Annotated in this window: 18 protein-coding genes and 1 tRNA gene; 16 read left to right on the plus strand and 3 right to left on the minus strand. The window is 59.2% G+C overall.

Annotated features, from left to right (window positions below; translation table 11 throughout):
• The first annotated feature begins 52 nt into the window (after nucleotides 1-52).
• The 7 genes from apaG to CAF73_RS12345 all read left to right on the plus strand — a co-directional run bounded on the left by apaG (nucleotide 53) and on the right by CAF73_RS12345 (nucleotide 8235).
• Nucleotides 53-433, plus strand: coding sequence for a Co2+/Mg2+ efflux protein ApaG (apaG, locus tag CAF73_RS12315; RefSeq protein WP_011336209.1), 381 nt, complete (start codon nucleotides 53-55; stop codon nucleotides 431-433).
• Nucleotides 433-1314, plus strand: coding sequence for a symmetrical bis(5'-nucleosyl)-tetraphosphatase (locus CAF73_RS12320; RefSeq protein ID WP_085697715.1), 882 nt, complete (start codon nucleotides 433-435; stop codon nucleotides 1312-1314). The genes apaG and CAF73_RS12320 overlap by 1 nt, the downstream gene beginning before the upstream one ends.
• A 33-nt stretch (nucleotides 1315-1347) precedes the next feature.
• Entirely contained in the window at nucleotides 1348-1677 is a 330-nt protein-coding gene (gene glpE / locus CAF73_RS12325) for a thiosulfate sulfurtransferase GlpE (RefSeq protein WP_085702833.1), read from the plus strand.
• A 297-nt stretch (nucleotides 1678-1974) separates the two neighbouring features.
• Nucleotides 1975-3897 (plus strand): PrkA family serine protein kinase, encoded by a 1923-nt coding sequence (locus CAF73_RS12330; RefSeq protein ID WP_064599839.1) that lies wholly within the window; start codon nucleotides 1975-1977, stop codon nucleotides 3895-3897.
• A gap of 205 nt (nucleotides 3898-4102) precedes the next feature.
• Nucleotides 4103-5374 (plus strand): YeaH/YhbH family protein, encoded by a 1272-nt coding sequence (locus CAF73_RS12335; protein WP_007959907.1) that lies wholly within the window; start codon nucleotides 4103-4105, stop codon nucleotides 5372-5374.
• Entirely contained in the window at nucleotides 5371-6942 is a 1572-nt protein-coding gene (locus CAF73_RS12340) for a SpoVR family protein (protein WP_085688468.1), read from the plus strand. Before CAF73_RS12335 ends, CAF73_RS12340 begins: the two co-directional genes overlap by 4 nt.
• A gap of 63 nt (nucleotides 6943-7005) precedes the next feature.
• The gene (locus CAF73_RS12345) at nucleotides 7006-8235 is read left to right on the plus strand and encodes a multifunctional CCA addition/repair protein (protein WP_085697717.1); all 1230 of its coding nucleotides are present in this window, start codon (nucleotides 7006-7008) and stop codon (nucleotides 8233-8235) included.
• A gap of 39 nt (nucleotides 8236-8274) precedes the next feature.
• On the opposite strand, the gene folK is transcribed toward CAF73_RS12345, so the two are convergent.
• Nucleotides 8275-8793: a 2-amino-4-hydroxy-6-hydroxymethyldihydropteridine diphosphokinase gene (folK, locus tag CAF73_RS12350; protein WP_085697718.1), complete on the minus strand. Its 519-nt coding sequence runs from the start codon at nucleotides 8791-8793 to the stop codon at nucleotides 8275-8277.
• Complete coding sequence (gene folB / locus CAF73_RS12355) at nucleotides 8784-9140, minus strand: dihydroneopterin aldolase (protein WP_085697719.1); 357 nt, start codon at nucleotides 9138-9140, stop codon at nucleotides 8784-8786. The genes folK and folB overlap by 10 nt, the downstream gene beginning before the upstream one ends.
• A gap of 74 nt (nucleotides 9141-9214) precedes the next feature.
• Between folB and plsY the strand changes: the two genes are divergently transcribed.
• A complete protein-coding gene (plsY, locus tag CAF73_RS12360; protein ID WP_085697720.1) occupies nucleotides 9215-9784 on the plus strand; it encodes a glycerol-3-phosphate 1-O-acyltransferase PlsY in 570 nt (189 codons plus the stop codon).
• A gap of 23 nt (nucleotides 9785-9807) precedes the next feature.
• On the opposite strand, the gene tsaD is transcribed toward plsY, so the two are convergent.
• Nucleotides 9808-10833 (minus strand): tRNA (adenosine(37)-N6)-threonylcarbamoyltransferase complex transferase subunit TsaD, encoded by a 1026-nt coding sequence (gene tsaD, locus CAF73_RS12365; protein ID WP_085697721.1) that lies wholly within the window; start codon nucleotides 10831-10833, stop codon nucleotides 9808-9810.
• A 199-nt stretch (nucleotides 10834-11032) separates the two neighbouring features.
• Between tsaD and rpsU the strand changes: the two genes are divergently transcribed.
• The 8 genes from rpsU to CAF73_RS12405 all read left to right on the plus strand — a co-directional run bounded on the left by rpsU (nucleotide 11033) and on the right by CAF73_RS12405 (nucleotide 22939).
• A complete protein-coding gene (gene rpsU, locus CAF73_RS12370; protein ID WP_002551877.1) occupies nucleotides 11033-11248 on the plus strand; it encodes a 30S ribosomal protein S21 in 216 nt (71 codons plus the stop codon).
• A gap of 479 nt (nucleotides 11249-11727) precedes the next feature.
• Nucleotides 11728-13695 (plus strand): DNA primase, encoded by a 1968-nt coding sequence (dnaG, locus tag CAF73_RS12375; protein WP_085702834.1) that lies wholly within the window; start codon nucleotides 11728-11730, stop codon nucleotides 13693-13695.
• A 67-nt stretch (nucleotides 13696-13762) separates the two neighbouring features.
• Nucleotides 13763-15610, plus strand: coding sequence for an RNA polymerase sigma factor RpoD (gene rpoD, locus CAF73_RS12380; protein ID WP_085697723.1), 1848 nt, complete (start codon nucleotides 13763-13765; stop codon nucleotides 15608-15610).
• A gap of 126 nt (nucleotides 15611-15736) precedes the next feature.
• The gene (locus tag CAF73_RS12385) at nucleotides 15737-19483 is read left to right on the plus strand and encodes a bifunctional diguanylate cyclase/phosphodiesterase (RefSeq protein WP_085697724.1); all 3747 of its coding nucleotides are present in this window, start codon (nucleotides 15737-15739) and stop codon (nucleotides 19481-19483) included.
• A gap of 15 nt (nucleotides 19484-19498) precedes the next feature.
• Nucleotides 19499-19575: transfer RNA gene (locus tag CAF73_RS12390), tRNA-Ile, on the plus strand.
• A 203-nt stretch (nucleotides 19576-19778) separates the two neighbouring features.
• Nucleotides 19779-20339 carry a PBECR2 nuclease fold domain-containing protein gene (locus CAF73_RS12395; protein ID WP_085702835.1) on the plus strand — a complete coding sequence of 187 codons (561 nt, stop codon included), beginning with the start codon at nucleotides 19779-19781 and terminating at the stop codon, nucleotides 20337-20339.
• Between the two features lie 309 nt (nucleotides 20340-20648).
• Entirely contained in the window at nucleotides 20649-21110 is a 462-nt protein-coding gene (locus tag CAF73_RS12400; RefSeq protein WP_007959884.1) for an Lrp/AsnC family transcriptional regulator, read from the plus strand.
• Between the two features lie 146 nt (nucleotides 21111-21256).
• A complete protein-coding gene (locus tag CAF73_RS12405) occupies nucleotides 21257-22939 on the plus strand; it encodes an NAD(P)/FAD-dependent oxidoreductase (RefSeq protein WP_085702836.1) in 1683 nt (560 codons plus the stop codon).
• Nucleotides 22940-22944 lie beyond the last annotated feature (5 nt).

Below are 22944 nucleotides of genomic sequence, written 5' to 3' on the forward strand. Positions count from 1 at the left end.
GAACCCCAATCAGCTACGCCCCGCGTCCCGCTTCGTTTTTAAGGCCTTTTGCATGTCCGATCCTCGCTACCAGGTCGATGTCAGTGTCGTTACCCACTATCTGGCAGACCAATCGCAACCCGAGCACGAGCGCTTTGCCTTCGCCTACACCATCACCGTGCAGAACAATGGCGAGCAACCGGCCCGCCTGATGTCGCGCCATTGGGTCATCACCGATGGCGACGGGCATGTCGAAGAAGTGCGCGGCGCCGGTGTGGTCGGCCAGCAACCGCTGATCGGCGCTGGCAAAAGCCACACCTACAGCAGTGGCACGGTGATGACCACCAAGGTCGGCACCATGCAAGGCAGCTACGAAATGGTCGCCGACGACGGCAAGCATTTCGATGCGATCATCAAGCCCTTTCGCCTCGCCGTTCCCGGAGCGCTGCACTGATGGCGACGTATGCCGTCGGCGACCTTCAAGGCTGCCTCGAACCGCTCAAGTGCCTGCTCAAACAGGTCGCGTTCGACCCGGCCCTGGATCGCCTGTGGCTGGTCGGCGATCTGGTCAACCGCGGCCCGCAGTCACTGGAAACCCTGCGCTTCCTTTATGGCATGCGCGACTCCCTGGTCTGCGTCCTCGGCAATCACGATCTGCACCTGCTTGCAGCGGCGAAGAACATCGAGCGGATGAAAAAATCCGACACGCTGCGTGAAATCCTTGAAGCGCCCGACTGCGCCGACCTGATGGAATGGCTGCGCCAGCAGAAACTCATGCACTACGACGAGCAGCGCGAAGTGGCCATGGTGCACGCGGGCATTGCGCCGCAATGGTCGCTGCGCAAGGCGCTCAAGTACGCTGAAGAAGTCGAGACTGCGCTGCGTGATGACAACCTGCTTCCGCTCTTCCTCGACGGCATGTACGGCAATGAGCCGGCGAAATGGGACAGCGGCCTGAAAGGCGTGACACGCCTGCGAGTCATCACCAATTACTTCACCCGCATGCGTTTCTGCACAGCCGAAGGCAAGCTCGACCTCAAGACCAAGGAAGGCCTCGACACCGCGCCAGCGGGCTACAAACCCTGGTTCCAGCACAAGGAGCGCAAGACCCGCGGCCTGCGGATCATCTTCGGTCACTGGGCGGCGCTGGAAGGCAACGTGCTCGAGCCAGGCATTTCAGCCCTGGACACCGGTTGCGTGTGGGGCGGCAGCCTGACCCTGATGAACGTCGACAGCGGCGAACGCCTGTCATGCAAATGCGACGACCACGGGGCCGTCCTGCCCACCGTCGCGCCACTGATCACCGAATCTTCTCCCGTCAGCGCCCCGCGCTAGACTGCGATTTCAGCCGAGCCACAGGAGCCCGCCATGAGCGAATTCAAACGTATCCCACCGGAACAGGCCCAGGCCCTGCGCGAGCAAGGCGCGGTGGTCGTCGACGTCCGTGACCCGGCAACATTTGCCGCACTGCACATCAGCGGCTCGAAGCATCTGGACAATCATTCCCTCCATGCTTTCATTCAGGGCGCCGACCTCGATGCCCCCACCGTCGTAGTCTGCTACCACGGCAACTCGAGCCAGAGTGCCGCCGCGTATCTTGTGAGCCAGGGCTTCTCCGACGTCTACAGCATGGACGGCGGCTTCGAACTGTGGCGTACGACTTTTCCGTCGGAAACCGCGCAAGGCACCTCCGAATAATTTTTTTGTAACGTGCAAGCCCCGGCTCCCGTGGGCTCGCGCGGTGGCAGACGAACGGTCTGCCACAACTAATTACGTATCTCGCCTTTACCTCCCGAATTCCCAACTATCCTTAAGCCCAGGCCATCCAAAACAGGGGAGAGCCGGTACACCGGCGCACGGGTCATCGGGAGTGACTTTCGCGATTTTCGATCGTGGAAGGGTTCTGGGGGGTAAACAACAGCTGCCATTGCAGCTGCTTGCCAGCATCGACTGAGTGATCCGGCGTCGGCTCCACGTATCGAGCGAGGTGACGTCATGAGTATCTTTAGCCACTTCCAACAACGCTTCGAGTCCACACGCCAGGAAGAATTCTCCCTGCAGGAGTACCTGGAACTGTGCAAAAAGGATCGCAGTGCCTACGTTTCCGCCGCCGAGCGTCTGTTAATGGCCATCGGCGAACCGGAATTGCTCGACACCTCGACCAATTCGAGGCTGTCGCGAATCTTTTCCAACAAGGTGATCCGTCGCTATCCGGCCTTTGAAGACTTCCACGGGATGGAAGAATGCATTGACCAGATCGTGTCGTATTTCCGCCATGCGGCCCAAGGCCTGGAAGAGAAGAAACAGATCCTCTATCTGCTCGGCCCCGTCGGCGGCGGTAAATCGTCCCTGGCCGAGAAGCTGAAACAACTGATGGAAAAAGTGCCCTTCTATGCCATCAAGGGCTCGCCGGTATTCGAATCGCCACTGGGTCTGTTCAACGCCACCGAAGATGGCGCGATCCTCGAAGAGGACTTCGGCATTCCACGGCGCTACCTGAACACCATCATGTCGCCTTGGGCCACCAAGCGTCTGGCCGAATTCGGCGGCGACATCAGCCAGTTCCGCGTGGTCAAGCTGTACCCGTCGATTCTCAACCAGATCGCCGTCGCCAAGACCGAACCGGGTGACGAAAACAACCAGGACATTTCCGCGCTGGTGGGCAAGGTCGATATCCGCAAACTCGAAGAATTCCCGCAGAACGACGCCGACGCCTACAGCTACTCCGGTGCGCTGTGCCGGGCCAACCAGGGCCTGATGGAATTCGTCGAAATGTTCAAGGCACCGATCAAGGTGCTCCATCCATTGCTGACCGCCACGCAAGAAGGCAACTACAACAGTACCGAAGGCCTCGGCGCGATTCCGTTCACCGGGATTCTGCTAGCCCACTCCAACGAATCGGAGTGGCACACCTTCCGCAACAACAAGAACAACGAAGCCTTCATCGACCGGATCTACATCGTCAAGGTGCCGTACTGCCTGCGGGTCAGTGACGAGGTGAAGATCTACGACAAGCTGCTGTTCAACAGCTCACTGTCCAAGGCGCATTGCGCGCCGGATACCCTGAAGATGCTCGCGCAGTTCACCGTACTGTCGCGCCTGAAAGAGCCGGAAAACTCCAACATCTACTCCAAGATGCGCGTGTATGACGGCGAAAACCTCAAGGACACCGATCCGAAGGCCAAGTCGATCCAGGAATACCGCGATGCAGCGGGCGTCGATGAAGGCATGAACGGTCTGTCGACCCGGTTTGCGTTCAAGATCCTGTCCAAGGTATTCAACTTCGATCCGCATGAAATCGCTGCCAACCCGGTACACCTGCTCTATGTGCTGGAACAGCAGATCGAACAGGAACAGTTCCAGGCCGAAACCCGCGAACGCTATCTGCGCTACCTGAAAGAGTACCTGGCGCCGCGTTATATCGAATTTATCGGCAAGGAGATCCAGACCGCCTACCTCGAGTCCTACAGCGAGTACGGCCAGAACATCTTCGACCGCTACGTGCTGTATGCGGACTTCTGGATTCAGGATCAGGAATACCGCGATCCGGAAACCGGCGAGATCCTCAACCGCGTCGCCCTCAACGAGGAGCTGGAAAAAATCGAGAAACCGGCCGGTATCAGCAATCCGAAGGATTTCCGCAACGAAATCGTCAACTTCGTATTGCGCGCCCGGGCCAACAACAACGGCAAGAACCCGACCTGGCTCAGCTACGAAAAACTGCGGGTGGTTATCGAGAAGAAAATGTTCTCGAACACCGAGGACCTGCTGCCAGTCATCAGCTTCAATGCCAAGGCCAGCAAAGAGGATCAACAGAAACACAACGACTTCGTTACACGAATGGTCGAACGCGGCTACACCGACAAACAGGTACGACTGCTTTCCGAGTGGTATCTGCGGGTCAGAAAGTCACAGTAAACCGCGGCCGGTCAGACCGGTTGTCGTCAGCCCGAGGCCTGTGCCCGCATTTTCTGCTACACAGGCCTCTGGAAGGTGTTCGAAAGGCGGTAGCGAGGTTCAGGCAGCACCCAAAGCGCTTGGGGGAGCGTGTACGTCCCTTGGCATTCGGTTCAATGCTGCATGACCGCTCGCCCCTTTGCAGGACAGCTTCTAAGGAGCAGTCATGAGCTATGTGATCGACCGACGTCTCAATGGCAAGAACAAGAGCACGGTGAACCGTCAGCGGTTCCTGCGGCGTTACCGTGACCACATCAAGAAGGCTGTCGAAGAGGCGGTCAGCCGGCGTTCCATTACCGATATGGAGCACGGCGAGCAAATCAGCATTCCCGGTCGCGATATCGACGAACCGGTGCTTCACCATGGTCGCGGCGGCAAGCAGACCGTGGTTCACCCCGGCAACAAGGAATTTACCGCTGGCGAACACATCGCCCGTCCGCCCGGAGGCGGAGGTGGCCGTGGGCCGGGCAAGGCCGGTAACTCTGGCGAAGGCATGGACGAGTTCGTCTTCCAGATCACCCAGGAAGAATTCCTCGAATTCATGTTCGAGGATCTCGAACTGCCGAACCTGGTCAAGCGCAACCTGACCGGTACCGACACCTTCAAGACCGTACGCGCAGGGATCAGTAACGAAGGCAATCCGTCGCGGATCAACATTATTCGCACCCTGCGTTCTGCTCATGCGCGGCGCATTGCCCTGTCGGGCAGCAGCCGCGCCAAACTGCGTGAAGTCAAAGAGGAACTGGCGCGACTCAAACGCGAAGAGCCGGATAACTTCGGCGATATTCAGGATCTCGAGGCGGAAATCGAAAAACTCAGCGCGCGCATCCACCGCGTGCCATTCCTCGATACTTTCGACCTCAAGTACAACCTGTTGATCAAGCAGCCAAACCCCAGTTCGAAAGCCGTGATGTTCTGCCTGATGGACGTTTCCGGCTCCATGACCCAGGCGACCAAGGACATCGCCAAACGGTTTTTCATTCTGTTGTACCTGTTCCTCAAGCGGAACTACGACAAGATCGACGTGGTGTTCATCCGCCACCACACTAGCGCACGTGAAGTGGATGAAGAGGAGTTTTTCTACTCCCGCGAAACCGGCGGCACCATCGTCTCCAGTGCCCTGAAACTGATGCAGGAGATCATGGCCGAGCGCTATCCGAGCAACGAGTGGAACATCTACGCCGCCCAGGCTTCCGACGGCGATAACTGGAACGATGACTCGCCGATCTGCCGCGACATCCTGATCAACCAGATCATGCCGTTCGTGCAGTACTACACTTACGTGGAGATCACCCCGCGCGAACATCAGGCCTTGTGGTACGAGTACGAACGCATCGCCGAAGCCTTTTCCGACACTTTTGCCCAGCAACAACTGGTCTCGGCCGGGGATATCTATCCGGTCTTCCGTGAACTCTTCCAGCGCAGGTTAGTGACATGACCGCCAAGACCGCCAAAGAGCAGAAGCGCCAACCCATATCCACCGGCTCGGAATGGACCTTCGAGCTGATCCAGGCGTACGACCGCGAAATCGCCCGCATCGCGGCCGGCTACGCCCTGGATACCTACCCTAACCAGATAGAAGTGATCACCGCCGAACAGATGATGGACGCCTACGCTTCGGTCGGCATGCCGCTTGGCTATCACCATTGGTCCTATGGCAAGCATTTCCTCAGCACCGAGAAATCCTACAGTCGCGGGCAGATGGGGCTGGCGTACGAGATCGTGATCAACTCGGACCCGTGCATCGCTTACCTGATGGAAGAAAACACCATCTGCATGCAGGCACTGGTGGTTGCGCATGCCTGCTACGGCCACAACAGTTTCTTCAAGGGCAACTATCTGTTCCGCACCTGGACCGATGCCAGTTCGATCATCGATTACCTGGTGTTCGCCAAGCAGTACATCATGCAGTGCGAGGAGCGCCACGGGATCGACGCCGTGGAAGATCTGCTCGACTCCTGCCACGCCCTGATGAACTACGGTGTCGACCGCTACAAACGTCCGTATCCGATTTCCGCCGAGGAAGAACGGCGTCGGCAGAAGGATCGCGAAGAGCATCTGCAGAAGCAGATCAACGATCTGTGGCGCACCATTCCCAAAGGCGCAGACAAGTACAGCGACAAGGACAACGCACGCTTCCCGGCCGAACCGCAGGAAAACATTCTGTATTTCATCGAGAAACACGCCCCGCTGCTGGAGCCCTGGCAACGCGAGATCGTGCGGATCGTGCGCAAGATCGCTCAGTATTTCTATCCACAGCGCCAGACCCAGGTGATGAACGAAGGCTGGGCGACGTTCTGGCACTACACGCTGATGAACGACCTGTATGACGAGGGCCTGGTAACGGACGGCTTCATGATGGAGTTCCTGACGTCCCACACCAGCGTGGTGTTCCAGCCTGGGTTCGACAGCCCTTATTACAACGGCATCAACCCGTATGCGCTGGGGTTTGCGATGTATCGCGACATCCGTCGCATGTGCGAAGAGCCCACGGAAGAAGACCGTCGCTGGTTCCCGGAAATCGCCGGCAGCGACTGGCTGTCGACCATCAAGTTCGCCATGAGCAGCTTCAAGGATGAGAGCTTCATCCTGCAGTACCTGTCACCCAAGGTGATCCGCGACCTCAAGCTGTTCAGCATTCTCGATGACGATCAGAAAGACGACTTGCTGGTGCCCGCCATTCATGACGAGGGCGGTTACCGGATCATTCGCGAGACCCTGGCCGCGCAGTACAACCTGGGCAACCGCGAACCGAACGTGCAGATCTACAGCATCGACCGCCGCGGCGACCGCTCGCTGACCCTGCGCCACCAGCAGCACGACCGCAAACCGCTGGGTGATTCCACTGAGGAGGTCCTGAAACACCTGCATCGGCTGTGGGGCTTCGACATTCATCTGGAAACCCTGCAGGGCGACCAGATCATGAAGACCCATCACGTTCCTCCCCGCAGCGAACACAGCGAGGGGGATTACGGTCGCCTCGACTTGGCCGTCATTCATCTTTGATCCCGTTCAGGCCTCCGAAAGTCCGGCGCAAGGGTTATCCTGTCGGGCCAACGGAGGTTTTTTATGCAGATTTACAAGGTCGGCGGTGCGGTTCGTGATCGCCTGCTGGGCAAACCGGTCACGGATATCGATTGGGTGGTGGTCGGCGCGACGACAGAAGAAATGCTTGCCAAGGGGTTTCGCCCGGTCGGCGCGGACTTCCCGGTTTTCCTTCATCCGAAAAGCGGCGAGGAGTACGCCCTCGCCCGCACCGAGCGCAAGAGCGGTCGCGGTTATGGTGGTTTCACCTTTCACGCCAGCCCCGAAGTTACGCTTGAAGAAGACCTGATCCGCCGCGACCTGACGATCAATGCCATGGCCGAAGACGATCAGCAAAACCTGACTGATCCCTATCACGGCCAGCGCGATCTCGAAGAGCGGATTTTGCGCCACGTTTCCCCCGCATTTGCCGAAGATCCGCTCAGGGTTCTGCGCGTTGCGCGCTTTGCCGCCCGTTACGCGGCGCTCGGCTTCAAGGTCGCGCCCGAAACCCTGGAGCTGATGCGTCAGCTCAGCGAATCGGGTGAACTGGAAGCCCTTACGGCCGAACGCAGCTGGAAAGAGATTTCCCGCGCACTGATGGAAGATCAACCCCAAGTGTTCATTCAGGTGTTGCGCGATTGCGGCGCCTTGAAGGTACTGATGCCGGAGGTCGATGCCTTGTTCGGCGTACCGCAGCCGCAAGCCCATCACCCGGAAATCGACAGCGGCATTCACACCCTCAGCGTGCTTGAGCAGTCAGCCTTGCACAAGCAGCCGCTGACCGTGCGCTGGGCCTGCCTGCTGCACGATCTCGGCAAAGGTCTGACCCCGCAAGAAGAATGGCCACGGCATATCGCCCATGAGCACAAAGGCCTGAAGTTGATCAAAGCGGTCAACGAGCGCTTCAAGGCACCGAAAGACTGTCAGGAACTGGCCTTGCTGGTCGGCCAATATCACACCCACGGGCATCGTGCCCTGGAGTTGAAGGCTTCGACCTTGCTTGAGTTGCTGCAAAGCTTTGACGTTTACCGTCGACCACAGCGGTTCGAGGAATTCATCAGCGCGTGCGAAATGGATGCCCGAGGCCGCAAAGGGCTTGAACAGCGTAGTTATCCACAAGCGGATTACCTGCGCGGCGCGGCCAATGTGGCGCGCGGCGTGGCAGTGCAGCCGTTGCTGGAGAAGGGATTCAAGGGCCCGGAACTGGGCGAGGCACTCAAACGCGAACGGCTCAAGGCATTGAAGGCTTACAAGGAGTCGGCGTCGTCTTGAAAACATTTGATCCGCCCTGCCGAGGGCGGATCAAAATGTTCAAGACAAGTGTGAAGGCGTGAGTTGAGTACCACGCCACTCAAATCCGACCGGCGCCAGCACCTGATCGATCTGCGCTTCGGCCCACAATGTGGCGAAGCTTTTTCCCACACCCGGATGTACCCGATCCGGCGCAATCAAAGACAGCGGCCACAGCACAAAGGCATTTTTAAGAATTTCCGCACGGGGCAGAATCAGCCCGTCGAAGTTGCCCGTCAAATCGCCGTACAGCAATACGTCAATATCCAGAGGCAAGCCCTTGCGATCCGGCGCATAGCGACCGTTGTCCGCTTCTATGAATTTCAAGCGGCGATCCAGCTCGATCAACGGCAGATCGGTGAACGCCGATACCACGAAGTTGAAGAACGGCCCGCTCTTGATTCCCACCGGCTGGCTTTCGAATACAGGCGAGCAGCGGATATCCACCAGAAACGTGGACAAGGCATCCAGACCGGCCTGCAAATGGGTTTCGCGCTCGATATTGCTACCGAGCCCGAGGTAGACCTGGGTCAGCGGCATCCGCGCTCGATCTCCACTCCCACACCACCCTTGGCGGCCGGCACGGCGCCGGGCTTGGTCAGTTTGAGGCGCACCCAGGTGATCTTGAATTCGTTCATCAGCACTTCGACCAGACGCTCGGCGAAGGTCTCGACCAGTTGATACCGGGACTGCTCGGCAAAGGCCTGGATCCGCGTAGACACACTGGCGTAATCGAGCGCCAGGGTCAGGTCGTCACCGGCAGCGGCCGGGCGATTGTCCCAGGCGAAGCTCAAATCAAGACGCAGGCACTGTCGGATGCCGCGCTCCCAGTCGTAGGCACCGATCACGGTGTCGACTTCCAGGCCCTCGATAAACACTCTGTCCAAGCACTTCTCTCCGCTGCACGACAAGGGCGCAATGCGCCGTTAGAATCAGGGCGTCCTCGCCCGGAATAGTTAGCATGTTTTGGTTACTGGCGATCCTCGCCTACCTGCTCGGCTCTCTGTCCTTCGCCATTTTGCTCAGCCGCCTGACCGGAAATCCGGATCCGCGAATGAGTGGCTCGGGTAATGCCGGCGCCACCAACATGCTGCGCCTGGCCGGACGCAAACTCGCAATCCTGACCCTGCTGGGTGACCTGTGCAAAGGCCTGTTGCCGGTGCTGATTGCCTCGGCTGTGGGCCTTTCGCTGCAGGATCAGGCGTGGATCGGCGTCTGCGCCGTGATCGGTCACCTGTTCCCGTTGTACTTCCGCTTTCGCGGTGGCAAGGGCGTTGCCACGGCAGCCGGCATGCTGCTGGCCCTGTATCCACCCGCCGCGCTGCTGGCCGTATGCACCTGGCTGCTGACGTTCTACCTGACCCGCACCAGCTCGCTGGCGGCGCTGATCGCCACTCCGCTGACCCTGCCGTTGCTGGCCTGGCAGGAACCGGCAGCGCTATTGCCGATGAGCACGCTGACTCTGCTGATCGTCTGGCGCCACCGGGGCAATCTACGCGACCTGTTCGCCGGGCGCGAACGGCATTTTTAAATACCGCAAGTGAGCACCGCTCATCACAGCGCCGACAGCTGCTCCATCGGCCAGCGCGCCTGCACACTGATCGCCAGGCTTTCCTGCTGACCGGCCTGCAAACGCTGGCAACCGGCAAACGCGATCATCGCGCCGTTATCGGTGCAAAACTGGGGACGGGCATAGAACACATCGCCCTTCATGTCGCCGAGCATTTTCTCCAGCGAAACACGCAACGCCTTGTTGGCACTGACGCCGCCGGCGATCACCAGGCGCTTCATGCCGGCCTGCTTAAGGGCACGCTTGCACTTGATGGTCAAAGTCTCCACCACGGCCTGCTGGAACGCCAGCGCGATGTCGCAACGGGCTTGCTCGCTGTCGTCCCCGGCGCTGACGCACTGCTGCCAGGTGTTGAGGGCGAAGGTCTTCAGGCCGCTGAAGCTGAAATCCAGACCCGGGCGATCACACATCGGACGCGGAAAGGTGAAACGTCCTGCGACGCCCTTCTCTGCCAGCTTGGCGATTTCCGGTCCGCCCGGATAATTCAGGCCCATCATTTTTGCGGTCTTGTCGAACGCTTCGCCCGCCGCATCGTCCAGCGTCTCGCCAAGCAGGCTGTATTGGCCGATACCATCGACCTGAACCAACTGCGTATGACCACCGGAGACCAACAAAGCGACGAACGGGAACTCCGGCGGCTTTGGTTCAAGCATCGGCGCCAGCAAGTGGCCTTCCATGTGGTGCACGCCGAGCGCCGGAATGCCCCAGGCAAAAGCCAGCGCCTGGGCGCAGGAAGCCCCCACCAGCAACGCCCCGACCAGGCCGGGACCCGCGGTGTAGGCGATGGCGTCGATCTCGGTCGGTACGCAATCGGACTCGGCCAGCACCTGACGAATCAGGGGCAGCATGCGCTTGACGTGATCGCGCGAAGCCAGCTCCGGCACGACGCCGCCATAGACGCGATGCAGGTCGATCTGACTGAACAGCGCGTCGGCCAGCAGGCCGCGCTCGCTGTCGTACAAAGCGACGCCGGTTTCGTCGCAGGAAGTTTCTAATCCCAGTACTAGCATGGGTTTGCGCCTTGTTTAGGCTGAATTCGAAGGCGCGCATAATAGTCGCCGCGTGATGCCCCGACCAGCGGTTTTCGATCAGAGGCTTTGCATTCCGAGCGATGAGGGGTTAACATCCGCAACCCTTAAAAACCGACGTCTTCAAGTGCTCTTTTGCCGCGAGGATGTTGACCCCGGTAATGAATGAAGGTAGCTCTGGATGCCAGCCGTCAAAGTTAAAGAGAACGAACCCTTCGACGTAGCTCTGCGTCGTTTCAAGCGCTCCTGCGAAAAAGCCGGTGTACTGGCTGAAGTTCGTAGCCGCGAATTTTACGAGAAGCCAACTTCTGAGCGTAAGCGCAAGGCAGCTGCTGCTGTTAAGCGTCATGCCAAGAAAGTTCAGCGCGAACAGCGCCGCGCCGTTCGTCTGTACTAATACGCAGACGATCGTAGCAAGCTTCTGCCAAGCCCGGCCCTCAGCCGGGCTAATGGCATTTGCGTAAAACGCTTGATGCTTCACCGTCGAAGCCGCAGATGCGACCGAGACAAACCCGCTTCACCGCGTCAGGCCTGGCTCTTTTGCCAGCGGTGCACGTCTTTTCTGACGAGCCTTTCAAGGCTACTGACGAGCACACCCACTGATTCCTCTTACGACGATCAGCCCAAGGCACCTGCTGCGTGCCCGCTTCATGAGCTATCCGAGGCCGATTACAGGCCGTCAGCGGATTCAGCGCAACATTTTCGAATAGTCGAAGACTGATGAGTACTAACGTCAGTGAATTTTCGGCAGATACACTTCCCGACAGCGATTACGCAAACGACACCGGTCGAGCCGCCCCATGTGCGCGCATCACTCAATGACCCGCGTCCGGCGCCCTTTCGCATCGGACCCTTTACAGCGCAGACGAGAACGCCATGGCCGGGCTGATTCCCCAGAGCTTCATTGACGACCTTCTGAACCGCACCGACATCGTCGATGTGGTCAGCTCGCGCGTGCAATTGAAGAAGGCCGGCAAGAACTACACCGCCTGCTGCCCGTTCCATAAAGAGAAAACCCCGTCGTTCAGCGTCAGCCCCGACAAGCAGTTCTATTACTGCTTTGGCTGCGGCGCCGGCGGCAACGCCCTCGGCTTTCTCATGGATCACGACAACCTGGACTTCCCCCAGGCCGTCGAGGATCTGGCCAAAGCCGCCGGCATGGAAGTCCCGCGTGAAGAAGGCGGCCGCTCGAACAAACCGCGCCAACCGACCGACTCTCCGCTGTACCCGCTACTCACCGCCGCGGCCGACTTTTACCGGCAGGCTCTAAAGAGCCATCCGGCACGCAAGGCGGCGGTGGATTACCTCAAGGGACGCGGCCTGACCGGCGAGATCGCCCGAGACTTCGGCCTCGGATTTGCACCGCCGGGCTGGGACAACCTGCTCAAACACTTGAGCAGCGACACCTTGCAGCAGAAGGCCATGATCGAAGCCGGCCTGCTGATCGAGAATGCCGAAACCGGCAAACGCTATGACCGCTTCCGCGATCGCGTGATGTTCCCGATACGCGACACCCGCGGGCGGATCATCGCTTTCGGCGGCCGGGTGCTCGGCGACGACAAACCCAAATACCTGAACTCGCCGGAAACTCCGGTTTTCCATAAAGGCCAGGAACTCTATGGCCTTTACGAAGCCCGCAAAAACAATCGCAACCTCGACGAAATCATCGTCGTCGAGGGCTATATGGACGTCATCGCCCTCGCCCAGCAAGGCCTGCGCAACGCTGTGGCGACACTGGGCACCGCGACCAGCGAAGAACACCTCAAACGCCTGTTTCGCGTCGTGCCGAACGTGCTGTTTTGCTTCGACGGCGACCAGGCCGGCCGCAACGCCGCCTGGCGTGCGCTGGAAGCAACACTGTCCAGCCTGCAGGACGGGCGTCGTGCACGCTTTCTGTTTCTGCCTGAAGGCGAAGACCCGGATACGTTGATTCGTGCCGAGGGCACTGATGCCTTCCGCGCCCGGATCAATCAGCATGCTCAGCCGCTGGCGGACTACTTTTTCCAACAACTGACCGAAGAAGCCGACCCGCGCTCGCTGGAGGGCAAGGCCCACATGGCCACGCTCGCAGCACCGTTGATCGACAAGATCCCTGGCGCCAACCTGCGCATCCTGATGCGCCAGCGCCTGACCGAGATCACCGGCCTGAGCAGCGAAAGCGTCAGCCAGTTGGCCCAGAGCGCTCCGCAGGAAGCGCCGCCGGCCTACGACCCCGGCATCGATTACGACGCCATGCCGGACTACAGCGACTACCATCAGCCGCAGGCACAGGACATGTATGTGCCGCAGCAGGAATGGACGCCGAAGAAACCCGGCGCCGGCGGCAAGAAATGGGACAAGAAGCCATGGGACAAAAATGGCAAGCGTGGCGGTGATCGTGATCAACCACGTGCCCCACGCGTGCCGGCCGCCGTCGAACCACCGACACTGGCCGCCCTGAGAACCTTGCTGCATCACCCGCAACTGGCGGAAAAAGTCGAGAATGCCGGGCACTTCGCGGACGAGAACCAGACCAACGCACAACTGCTGGTGGCACTGCTTGAAGCCGTACAGAAGAATCCCAAGCTAAACTCATTTCAGTTGATCGCGCGATGGCACGGAACCGAACAGGGCCGCCTGCTCAAGGCGCTGGCGGAAAAGGAATGGTTGATTGACGGAGACAACCTTGAACAACAGTTTTTCGACACCATTACTAGCTTGTCAGCCCGCCAACGCGAGCGAAATCTGGAACAACTGCTCAGGAAAGCGCGTCAAAGCGAACTGAGCACTGATGAGAAAAATCAACTGCGCGACCTTTTAAGTCGCAATGTTTCCGCATCAAACCCGACCTCAACTGGCGCGTGAGGTCATAGCTCAGGTATAATCCTCGGCTTGTTTTTTGCCCGCCAAGACCTTCAGTGGATAGGGTGTTATGTCCGGAAAAGCGCAACAGCAGTCTCGTATTATTGAGTTGATCAAACTGGGTCGTGAGCAGAAGTATCTGACTTACGCCGAGGTCAACGACCACCTGCCCGAGGATATTTCAGATCCGGAGCAGGTGGAAGACATCATCCGCATGATTAACGACATGGGGATCCCCGTACACGAGAGTGCTCCGGATGCGGACGCCCTTATGCTGGCCGACGCCGATACCGACGAGGCCGCTGCGGAAGAAGCAGCCGCTGCGTTGGCGGCGGTGGAGACCGATATCGGTCGCACCACAGACCCGGTGCGCATGTACATGCGTGAAATGGGTACGGTCGAGCTTCTGACTCGTGAAGGCGAAATCGAAATCGCCAAGCGTATCGAAGAAGGCATCCGCGAAGTGATGAGCGCCATCGCGCACTTCCCTGGCACGGTTGACCATATTCTCTCCGAGTACACTCGCGTTACCACCGAAGGTGGTCGCCTGTCCGACGTTCTGAGCGGCTACATCGACCCGGACGACGGCATTACGCCGCCTGCCGCCGAAGTACCGCCGCCGATCGACGCGAAAGCGGCGAAAGCGGAAGAGTCCGACGACGATGACGATACCGAAGCTTCCGATGACGAAGAAGAAGCCGAAAGCGGTCCGGATCCGGTCATTGCTGCCCAGCGTTTCGGCGCCGTGGCCGACCAGATGGAAATCACCCGCAAGGCCCTGAAAAAGCACGGTCGTCACAACAAGGCGGCGATTGCTGAACTGTTGGCCCTGGCCGATCTGTTCATGCCGATCAAACTGGTGCCGAAGCAATTCGAAGCCCTGGTCGAGCGTGTTCGCAGTGCCCTGGATCGTCTGCGTCAGCAAGAGCGCGCGATCATGCAGCTGTGCGTACGTGATGCACGTATGCCGCGTGCCGACTTCCTGCGCCAGTTCCCGGGCAACGAAGTCGACGAAAGCTGGTCCGACGCCCTGGCCAAAGGCAAGAGCAAGTACGCCGAAGCCATCGCTCGCGTGCAACCGGACATCATCCGTTGCCAGCAGAAGCTGACCGCGCTGGAAACCGAGACCGGCCTGACCATCGCCGAGATCAAGGACATCAACCGCCGCATGTCGATCGGTGAGGCGAAAGCCCGCCGCGCGAAGAAAGAGATGGTTGAAGCGAACTTGCGTCTGGTGATCTCGATTGCCAAGAAGTACACCAACCGTGGCCTGCAATTCCTCGATCTGATCCAGGAAGGCAACATCGGTCTGATGAAAGCGGTGGACAAGTTCGAATACCGTCGTGGTTACAAGTTCTCGACTTATGCCACCTGGTGGATCCGTCAGGCGATCACTCGCTCGATCGCCGACCAGGCCCGCACCATCCGTATTCCGGTGCACATGATCGAGACGATCAACAAGCTCAACCGCATTTCCCGTCAGATGCTGCAGGAAATGGGTCGCGAACCGACCCCGGAAGAGCTGGGTGAACGCATGGAAATGCCTGAGGACAAGATCCGCAAGGTATTGAAGATCGCCAAAGAGCCGATCTCCATGGAAACCCCGATCGGTGATGACGAAGACTCCCATCTGGGTGACTTCATCGAAGACTCGACCATGCAGTCGCCAATCGATGTCGCCACTGTTGAGAGCCTGAAAGAAGCGACCCGCGAAGTGCTGTCCGGCCTTACTGCCCGTGAAGCCAAGGTACTGCGCATGCGTTTCGGTATCGACATGAACACCGACCATACGCTCGAAGAAGTCGGCAAACAGTTTGACGTGACCCGTGAGCGGATCCGTCAGATCGAAGCCAAGGCGCTGCGCAAGCTGCGCCACCCGACGCGAAGCGAGCATCTGCGCTCCTTCCTCGACGAGTGACACCATAACCCCCGGCCCAGGCCGGGGGTTTTGTTTATATGGCAGATTAAATACCCAGCTCCGCCCTCCCCCCGCGCACAGCCCGTCTACACTCGAAACATTCCCCCGAGCCATAACGAGACCGTTATGCCCAGACTGGCGTCCGTGCTTTTTTTGCTGTCACTGATGATCTGGACCGCAACGGCTGACGCGCTGACTCTGACCGATGAAGAACGTAGCTGGCTGGCGGCTCACCCGGACTTGCGACTGGGTGTCGATGCGTCGTGGCCGCCCTTCGAGTTTCGCGACGACCAGAACCGCTATCAGGGCCTGGCGGCGGACTATATCGATGTGATTCGCCAACGCCTGGCGGTCAAACTTACCCCCATCGAGCCGGTGAGCTGGACAGTCGTGCTCGAACAGGCGAAAAACGGCACGATCGACCTGCTGCCGGGCATCATGTCCACCCCGGAGCGCCAGAGCTACCTGTCTTTCACTCGCCCCTATCTCGACTTTCCGATCGTCATCCTCGCCCATGTCGGCGGCCCGCAACCGCGCAAGCTCGAGGAGCTTTACGGTTTGAAAATCGCCGTGGTCGAGAACTACGCGCCCCATGAGCTGCTGCGCACACATCATCCCGACCTGAATCTGGTGGCGATGCCCAACGTCAGCTCCGCGTTGCAGGCCTTGGCCACCGATGAAGTGGACGCGGTGGTCGGCGATCTGGCCTCCAGCGTCTGGAGCCTGCGTCAGCTCAAACTGGATGGTTTGTATGTCAGCGGCGAAACCCCTTACCGCTATCAACTGGCGATGGGCGTCCCGCGTGACAACAAGGTGCTGGTGGGGATTCTGGACAAGGTGCTGGCCGACATGTCCCCGGAGGAAATCAGCAGCATTCAGGAACATTGGGTCGGCAACGTCCTCGATCACCGGACATTCTGGTCGGATCTGCTGGTTTACGGTTTACCGGGGCTATTGCTTCTGGTCATCGTCCTGGCGATGGTGATCCGCATCAACCGTCGCCTGAGTTCGGAGATCGCCCGACGTATCGATCTCGAACAGGAACTGCGCAGCAGCGAATACCACTATCGCGGACTGGTTGAGAGTCTTTCGGCCATCGCCTGGGAAGCGCGGATCAGTGACTTCACCTACAGCTATGTTTCGCCCCACGCCGAGGATCTGCTCGGCTATCCGCTGTCCCATTGGCTGATTCCAGGCTTCTGGCGCAACATCATTCACCCCGCCGATCTGACTCGCGCCCAGAGCTTCTGTGATCACGAAGTGCTGGCCGGGCGCGATCACAGTCTCGATTACCGGGTGATCACCGCTGACGGCCGTTGTTTGTGGGTGCGTGACATTGTCAGCCTGATCGAACATGGCCACGAACCGGTGATGCGCGGCCTGATGATCGACATCAGCGAAACCAAGCGCACCGAAGAGGCGTTGCGCCTGTCGGAACAGAAATTCGCTTCGGTATTCCAGCAATGCCCGGACATTCTGGTCATCGCCCGGCTATCCGACGGCTGCCTGCTGGAGGTCAACGAAGCCTTCGAAGAACAGATCGGGCTGAAGGCCGAAGAGGTGATTGGCCAGACCGCTACCGAACTCAACATCTGGGGCATTCCCGGAGTCGGCCCGGGCCTGCTTCAGCGGCTGCAGGCCGGCAGCATTCGCAATCTGGAGATGCCCTTTCGCCGCAACAATGGCCAGGTGTTCACCGGGCTGATTTCCGCCGAACCCTTCGAGCTCGACACCACTCCCGCGCTGGTTGTGGTGGTCCGCGACATTACCCAGCTCAAGGAAACCCAACAGCAACTGCAAACTTCCGAAGAGAAGTTCGCCAAGGCCTTCCACGCCTCGCCAGACGGTCTGCTGCTGTCGCGCCAGAGCGATGGTCTGCTGCTGGAAGTCAACGAAGGTTTCAGTCGTATCACCGGTTTCAACAGCGCCATGTCGGTGGATCGCTCGACGCTGGACCTGGGAATCTGGGTCAACCTTAACGAACGCAAGCAAATGCTCGACCTGCTTCACCGCGACGGGTTCGTTCGCGACTTCAGCTGCCATATCCGCCGCAGCGACGGGCAGATCCGCCTCTGCGAGGTATCCAGCCGTCCGCTGCCGATCGGCGATGAAGATTGCATGCTGACCATCGCCCGGGACATTACCGAACGCCACCTGATGCAGGAAAAACTGCAACAGGCCGCGACCGTGTTCGAAAGCACTGCCGAGGGCGTGCTGATCACCGACACCCAGCAACACATCAGCGCGGTGAACCGGGCCTTCACCGAAATCACCGGCTACAGCGAAAGCGAAGCGCTCGGTCACACTCCGCGCCTGCTTGCATCTGGCCTGCACGACAGCGCGTTCTACGCGGCGATGTGGCATCAATTGACTGCCGAAGGTCATTGGCAGGGCGAAATCTCCAACCGGCGCAAGAACGGCGAGCTGTACCCGAGCTGGCTGACCATCAGCGCCGTGCGCAACCGCGACAAATTCATCACCCACTTCGTTGCTGTGTTCGCCGATATCTCCAGCCTCAAGCACGCCCAGGCCAAACTCGACTATCAGGCGCATCACGACCCGCTGACCGGCCTGCCGAACCGCACGCTGTTCGAAAGTCGCCTGTTGATGGCTCTCAATAGCCAGCAGGAAAACGGTGGTCAAGGTGCGGTGCTGTTTCTCGACCTCGACCGCTTCAAGCACATCAACGACAGCCTCGGTCACCCGGTCGGCGATCTGCTGCTCAAGGGGATCGCCGTGCGCCTGAAGGAGCAGCTGCGTGATATCGACACCGTCGCGCGCCTGGGGGGCGATGAATTCATCATTCTGTTGCCCGGCCTGCAACAGCCCGGCGATGCCGACAACATCGCCACCAAACTACTGAACTGCTTTGGCGCACCCTTCCAGGCCGGCGAGCATGAGTTCTTCATCAGCGCCAGCATCGGCACCAGCCTCTATCCGCGCGACGGCTGCGATGTTGCGACCCTGATCAAGAACGCGGACGCGGCGATGTATCGCTCCAAGGCCAAGGGCCGCAACCGGGTCGAAAGCTACACCCGCGATCTCACCGCCCAGGCCAGCGAGCGTGTGGCGCTGGAGCACGAACTTCGCCGAGCCATCGAGCGCGAGGAGTTGTACCTCTATTACCAACCGAAAATCAGCCTCGACGATCACAGTCTGGTCGGCGCCGAAGCCCTGATCCGCTGGCGCCACCCGAACTTCGGCGAAGTGCCGCCAGAGCACTTCATCCCGCTGGCGGAAGAGAACGGGATGATCCTGCAAATCGGCGACTGGGTGCTGGAAACCGCCTGCCGGCAGATGTTCGAGTGGGGCCAGATCTACGAATCTCTCGGCCCGCTGTCGGTGAACCTCGCCGGCGCGCAACTGCGACAGCCAAACCTGCTGGGACGCATCGAGCAACTGCTCAAGGACAACCGCCTGCGGCCGGAATTACTGCAACTGGAAATTACCGAAAACTTCATCATGAGCCAGGCCGAAGAAGCGCTGGCGGTGCTGCACCAGCTCAAACACCTGGGCGTGCAACTGGCCATCGACGACTTCGGCACCGGTTATTCTTCACTGAGTTATCTCAAACGCCTGCCACTGGACATCCTCAAGATCGACCAGTCTTTCGTCCGCGGCCTGCCCGACGACCCGCACGACGCGGCAATCGTGCGCGCAATCATCGCCCTGGGCCGCAGCATGCAATTCACCGTGATCGCCGAAGGCGTGGAAACCCAGGCCCAGCAACAATTCCTCACCGCCGAAGGCTGCGAACAGATCCAGGGCTACATCGTCAGCCTGCCGCTGCCACCTGAAGAGTTCGCCGCGACGTTTCTTCGTATAGCCGTATCAGATTTTTCGGATAGCACAGCCGAGAAACCGTCGCTATAATCCGCGGCCTACTGAGGGCCTATAGCTCAGTTGGTTAGAGCAGAGGACTCATAATCCTTTGGTCCACGGTTCAAGTCCGTGTGGGCCCACCAAACATGAAAAAGCCGCGCACTCGCGCGGCTTTTTTTCGCCAGTCGGTTGGCGTTTACGTTCTTCCCAAACGCAATGTTCGGAAGACTACCGCAAAGTCTGTAGGTTATTTCCCAAGCTGTGTTTTCACTCAGTTTTCGGCCTTGTTGGCCTTTTCTCCGAGCGAGTAATCTCCGGGCGCCGCTGTTCGCCAAGGATTACTTTCATGCTCGTGAATGCTGCGCCGCTGATAAAAGAATCTAGTGGCCAACAAACATGGATCGACTTAGCTCTGCCCGACCTGCGTACGCTGGCCAGGGAGCTTCGCTCAGCCGCAATTGATGAAGTGAAAAGGGCAGACGATGCGCAAGGAGCCCTCAGAATTCTCCTGGTTCACTTCGGATTCATCGATGAAGCGTTGCTCGCAGTTACCATCCTCACCCCGATCGGAAACGTTGCGGTCATGAGGGACAAACTTGCCCACATCGTCGAAAAACGCGCTGACTCACGAGAGCGCTACGTTCGGCATGCGATTGATACGCTGACGGGACCGTTTGAAATATGGAGAGTGCTGTACGACAACGGCGGATACCGCATGGCCTTCATCAATGCCTACGAGGCAAAGAATGACATGCTCGTCGTGGTGGATGTCAGGCACGGACATGTCCTGTGGAACTTCATGCATGCCCCGGCTAGAGCGATGAACAAGCACCGCCAAGGCGAGCTTCTCTACAAGAGATACGTTCTTCAGGACAAACAAAAAGGGGAGCCTGTTGGCTCCCCTTGAATATTTGAATCCTGATATTGGCATCCTCAGGAAATGGGATGAAGAGGTCTCACCTTACACCGATGTTGCAGCATCGCTGAGGTACCTACGTCTGCTGAAGCCCTGCAAGGCAGCAGATTTCGCGCTCTTGAGGCCATTTTTGATAAAGGCAGCAGGCAAGTCAAATCATTTGTCTGTTCTTTTGTTTCGGTAAAATCCCCCGATCCGATGACTGCCTAATCCCCCGCCGCTCAATCAGCGCTTACAAGCGCCTCGCGTGACGAGCCTGTAACATGCAGCCCCATTGATCCATACCGCTGGAGCCTGCCCTTGCCCGACATCCGCCCACCCGTGCTCGATGAAATCGACCGCCAGCTGATCGCCGCCCTGCAAATCAATGCCCGTGAGAGCGTGGCGATGCTGGCCCGGCAATTGGGGATCGCCCGTACCACCGTGACTTCGCGACTGGCGAGGCTGGAAAAGGCCAAGGTCATCACAGGTTATGGCGTGCGTCTGGGCCAACGCGTGGTGGATGGCGGTTTGCAGGCCTACGTCGGGATCAAGGTGCAGCCACGCTCCGGCAAAGAGGTACTGCGCCGCTTGAGCGCAATGGCTCAGGTACAGCAATTGTGCGCAGTGAGTGGCGAATTCGATTACGTGGCGTGGCTGCGTACTGATTCACCGGAACAGCTCGATCAGCTTCTGGATCAGATCGGCAGTGTAGACGGGGTAGAGAAGACCACGACGTCGATCATCCTCAGCAGCAAGATTGATCGCGGACATCCAGTCTGATCACTGCCTTCGTCATATTGCAGCATCAATGCTCAAAACGACGACACATTGCGTCTTATTAACGTGTTCTACGCTCCCTAGAATGGCTGGCATCTTTTCCTATACTCAGACGCGCATCCAGCGTCGGGTCGCCAGCAAGGTCAGCCATGAACAAGAACAATCGCCATCCTGCAGACGGTAAGAAACCAGTCACCATTTTTGGCCCGGACTTCCCTTTCGCCTTCGACGACTGGATTGAACACCCGGCCGGCCTCGGCAGCATTCCCGAGCACAATCACGGTGCCGAAGTGGCAATCGTCGGGGCCGGTATCGCCGGTCTGGTGGCGGCTTATGAGCTGATGAAACTCGGCTTGAAACCCGTCGTGTATGAGGCCTCGAAGCTCGGCGGCCGTCTGCGTTCGCAAGCGTTCAATGGCACCGATGGCATCGTCGCCGAACTCGGCGGCATGCGTTTTCCGGTGTCGTCCACCGCGTTCTATCACTACGTCGACAAACTCGGTCTGGAAACCAAGCCCTTCCCCAACCCGCTGACGGCGGCGTCCGGCAGTACCGTGATCGACCTGGAAGGCAAAACTCATTACGCACAAAGCCTGAAGGATCTTCCTGCACTGTTCCAGGAAGTTGCCGATGCCTGGGCTGACGCTCTGGAGGCCGGCTCGCAGTTTTCGGATATCCAGCAAGCGATTCGTGACCGTGACGTGCCACGCCTCAAAGAATTGTGGAACACCCTGGTGCCGCTATGGGACGACCGCACGTTCTACGACTTCGTCGCCACCTCCAAAGCTTTCGCCAAATTGTCGTTCCATCACCGCGAAGTGTTCGGCCAGGTCGGTTTCGGCACCGGCGGCTGGGATTCGGACTTCCCCAACTCGATGCTGGAAATTTTCCGCGTGGTGATGACCAACTGCGACGATCACCAACATCTGGTGGTCGGCGGTGTGGAACAAGTGCCACAGGGTATCTGGCGTCATGCGCCGGAGCGCTGCGTCCACTGGCCACAGGGCACCAGCCTGAAATCGCTGCACCACGGCGCACCGCGCTCCGGGGTAAAGAAAATTGCTCACGCACCCGACGGGCGTTTCGCAGTCACCGACAACAACGGCGACACCCGCGAATATGCGGCCGTACTGACCACCTGCCAGAGCTGGCTGCTGACCACCCAGATCGAATGCGACGAAACCCTGTTCTCGCAAAAGATGTGGATGGCACTGGACCGCACGCGCTACATGCAATCGTCGAAAACGTTCGTGATGGTCGACCGCCCGTTCTGGAAGGACAAGGATCCGGAAACCGGTCGCGATCTGATGAGCATGACCCTCACCGATCGCCTGACCCGTGGTACTTACCTGTTCGACAACGGCGACGATAAACCGGGCGTGATCTGCCTGTCGTACTCGTGGATGAGCGATGCGCTGAAGATGCTCCCGCACCCGGTGGAAAAACGCGTGAAGCTGGCGCTGGATGCGTTGAAGAAGATCTACCCGAAAGTCGACATCGCCGCGCGAATCATCGGCGATCCGATCACCGTATCGTGGGAAGCCGATCCGCACTTCCTCGGCGCGTTCAAGGGCGCCCTGCCCGGCCACTATCGCTACAACCAGCGCATGTACGCACACTTCATGCAGGACGACATGCCGCCGGAGCAGCGCGGGATTTTCATCGCCGGCGACGACGTGTCGTGGACGCCAGCGTGGGTCGAGGGCGCGGTGCAGACTTCGCTCAACGCGGTATGGGGAATCATGAAGCACTTCGGCGGGTCCACACATAAAGAGAACCCCGGCCCGGGAGATGTGTTCAACGACATCGGCCCGATCGCCCTGCCCGAGTAAGAGGA

The organism is Pseudomonas sp. B15(2017) (assembly GCF_002113215.1).
GTDB lineage: Bacteria > Pseudomonadota > Gammaproteobacteria > Pseudomonadales > Pseudomonadaceae > Aquipseudomonas.

Excerpts from the sequence above, each read along its gene's own strand:
- apaG (WP_011336209.1), top strand. The coding sequence starts at position 53 with ATGTCCGATCCTCGCTACCAGGTCGATGTCAGTGTCGTTACCCACTAT.
- CAF73_RS12320 (WP_085697715.1), top strand. The coding sequence starts at position 433 with ATGGCGACGTATGCCGTCGGCGACCTTCAAGGCTGCCTCGAACCGCTC.
- glpE (WP_085702833.1), top strand. The coding sequence starts at position 1,348 with ATGAGCGAATTCAAACGTATCCCACCGGAACAGGCCCAGGCCCTGCGC.
- CAF73_RS12330 (WP_064599839.1), top strand. The coding sequence starts at position 1,975 with ATGAGTATCTTTAGCCACTTCCAACAACGCTTCGAGTCCACACGCCAG.
- CAF73_RS12335 (WP_007959907.1), top strand. The coding sequence starts at position 4,103 with ATGAGCTATGTGATCGACCGACGTCTCAATGGCAAGAACAAGAGCACG.
- CAF73_RS12340 (WP_085688468.1), top strand. The coding sequence starts at position 5,371 with ATGACCGCCAAGACCGCCAAAGAGCAGAAGCGCCAACCCATATCCACC.
- CAF73_RS12345 (WP_085697717.1), top strand. The coding sequence starts at position 7,006 with ATGCAGATTTACAAGGTCGGCGGTGCGGTTCGTGATCGCCTGCTGGGC.
- folK (WP_085697718.1), bottom strand. The coding sequence starts at position 8,793 with ATGCCGCTGACCCAGGTCTACCTCGGGCTCGGTAGCAATATCGAGCGC.
- plsY (WP_085697720.1), top strand. The coding sequence starts at position 9,215 with ATGTTTTGGTTACTGGCGATCCTCGCCTACCTGCTCGGCTCTCTGTCC.
- tsaD (WP_085697721.1), bottom strand. The coding sequence starts at position 10,833 with ATGCTAGTACTGGGATTAGAAACTTCCTGCGACGAAACCGGCGTCGCT.
- rpsU (WP_002551877.1), top strand. The coding sequence starts at position 11,033 with ATGCCAGCCGTCAAAGTTAAAGAGAACGAACCCTTCGACGTAGCTCTG.
- dnaG (WP_085702834.1), top strand. The coding sequence starts at position 11,728 with ATGGCCGGGCTGATTCCCCAGAGCTTCATTGACGACCTTCTGAACCGC.
- rpoD (WP_085697723.1), top strand. The coding sequence starts at position 13,763 with ATGTCCGGAAAAGCGCAACAGCAGTCTCGTATTATTGAGTTGATCAAA.
- CAF73_RS12385 (WP_085697724.1), top strand. The coding sequence starts at position 15,737 with ATGCCCAGACTGGCGTCCGTGCTTTTTTTGCTGTCACTGATGATCTGG.
- CAF73_RS12395 (WP_085702835.1), top strand. The coding sequence starts at position 19,779 with ATGCTCGTGAATGCTGCGCCGCTGATAAAAGAATCTAGTGGCCAACAA.
- CAF73_RS12405 (WP_085702836.1), top strand. The coding sequence starts at position 21,257 with ATGAACAAGAACAATCGCCATCCTGCAGACGGTAAGAAACCAGTCACC.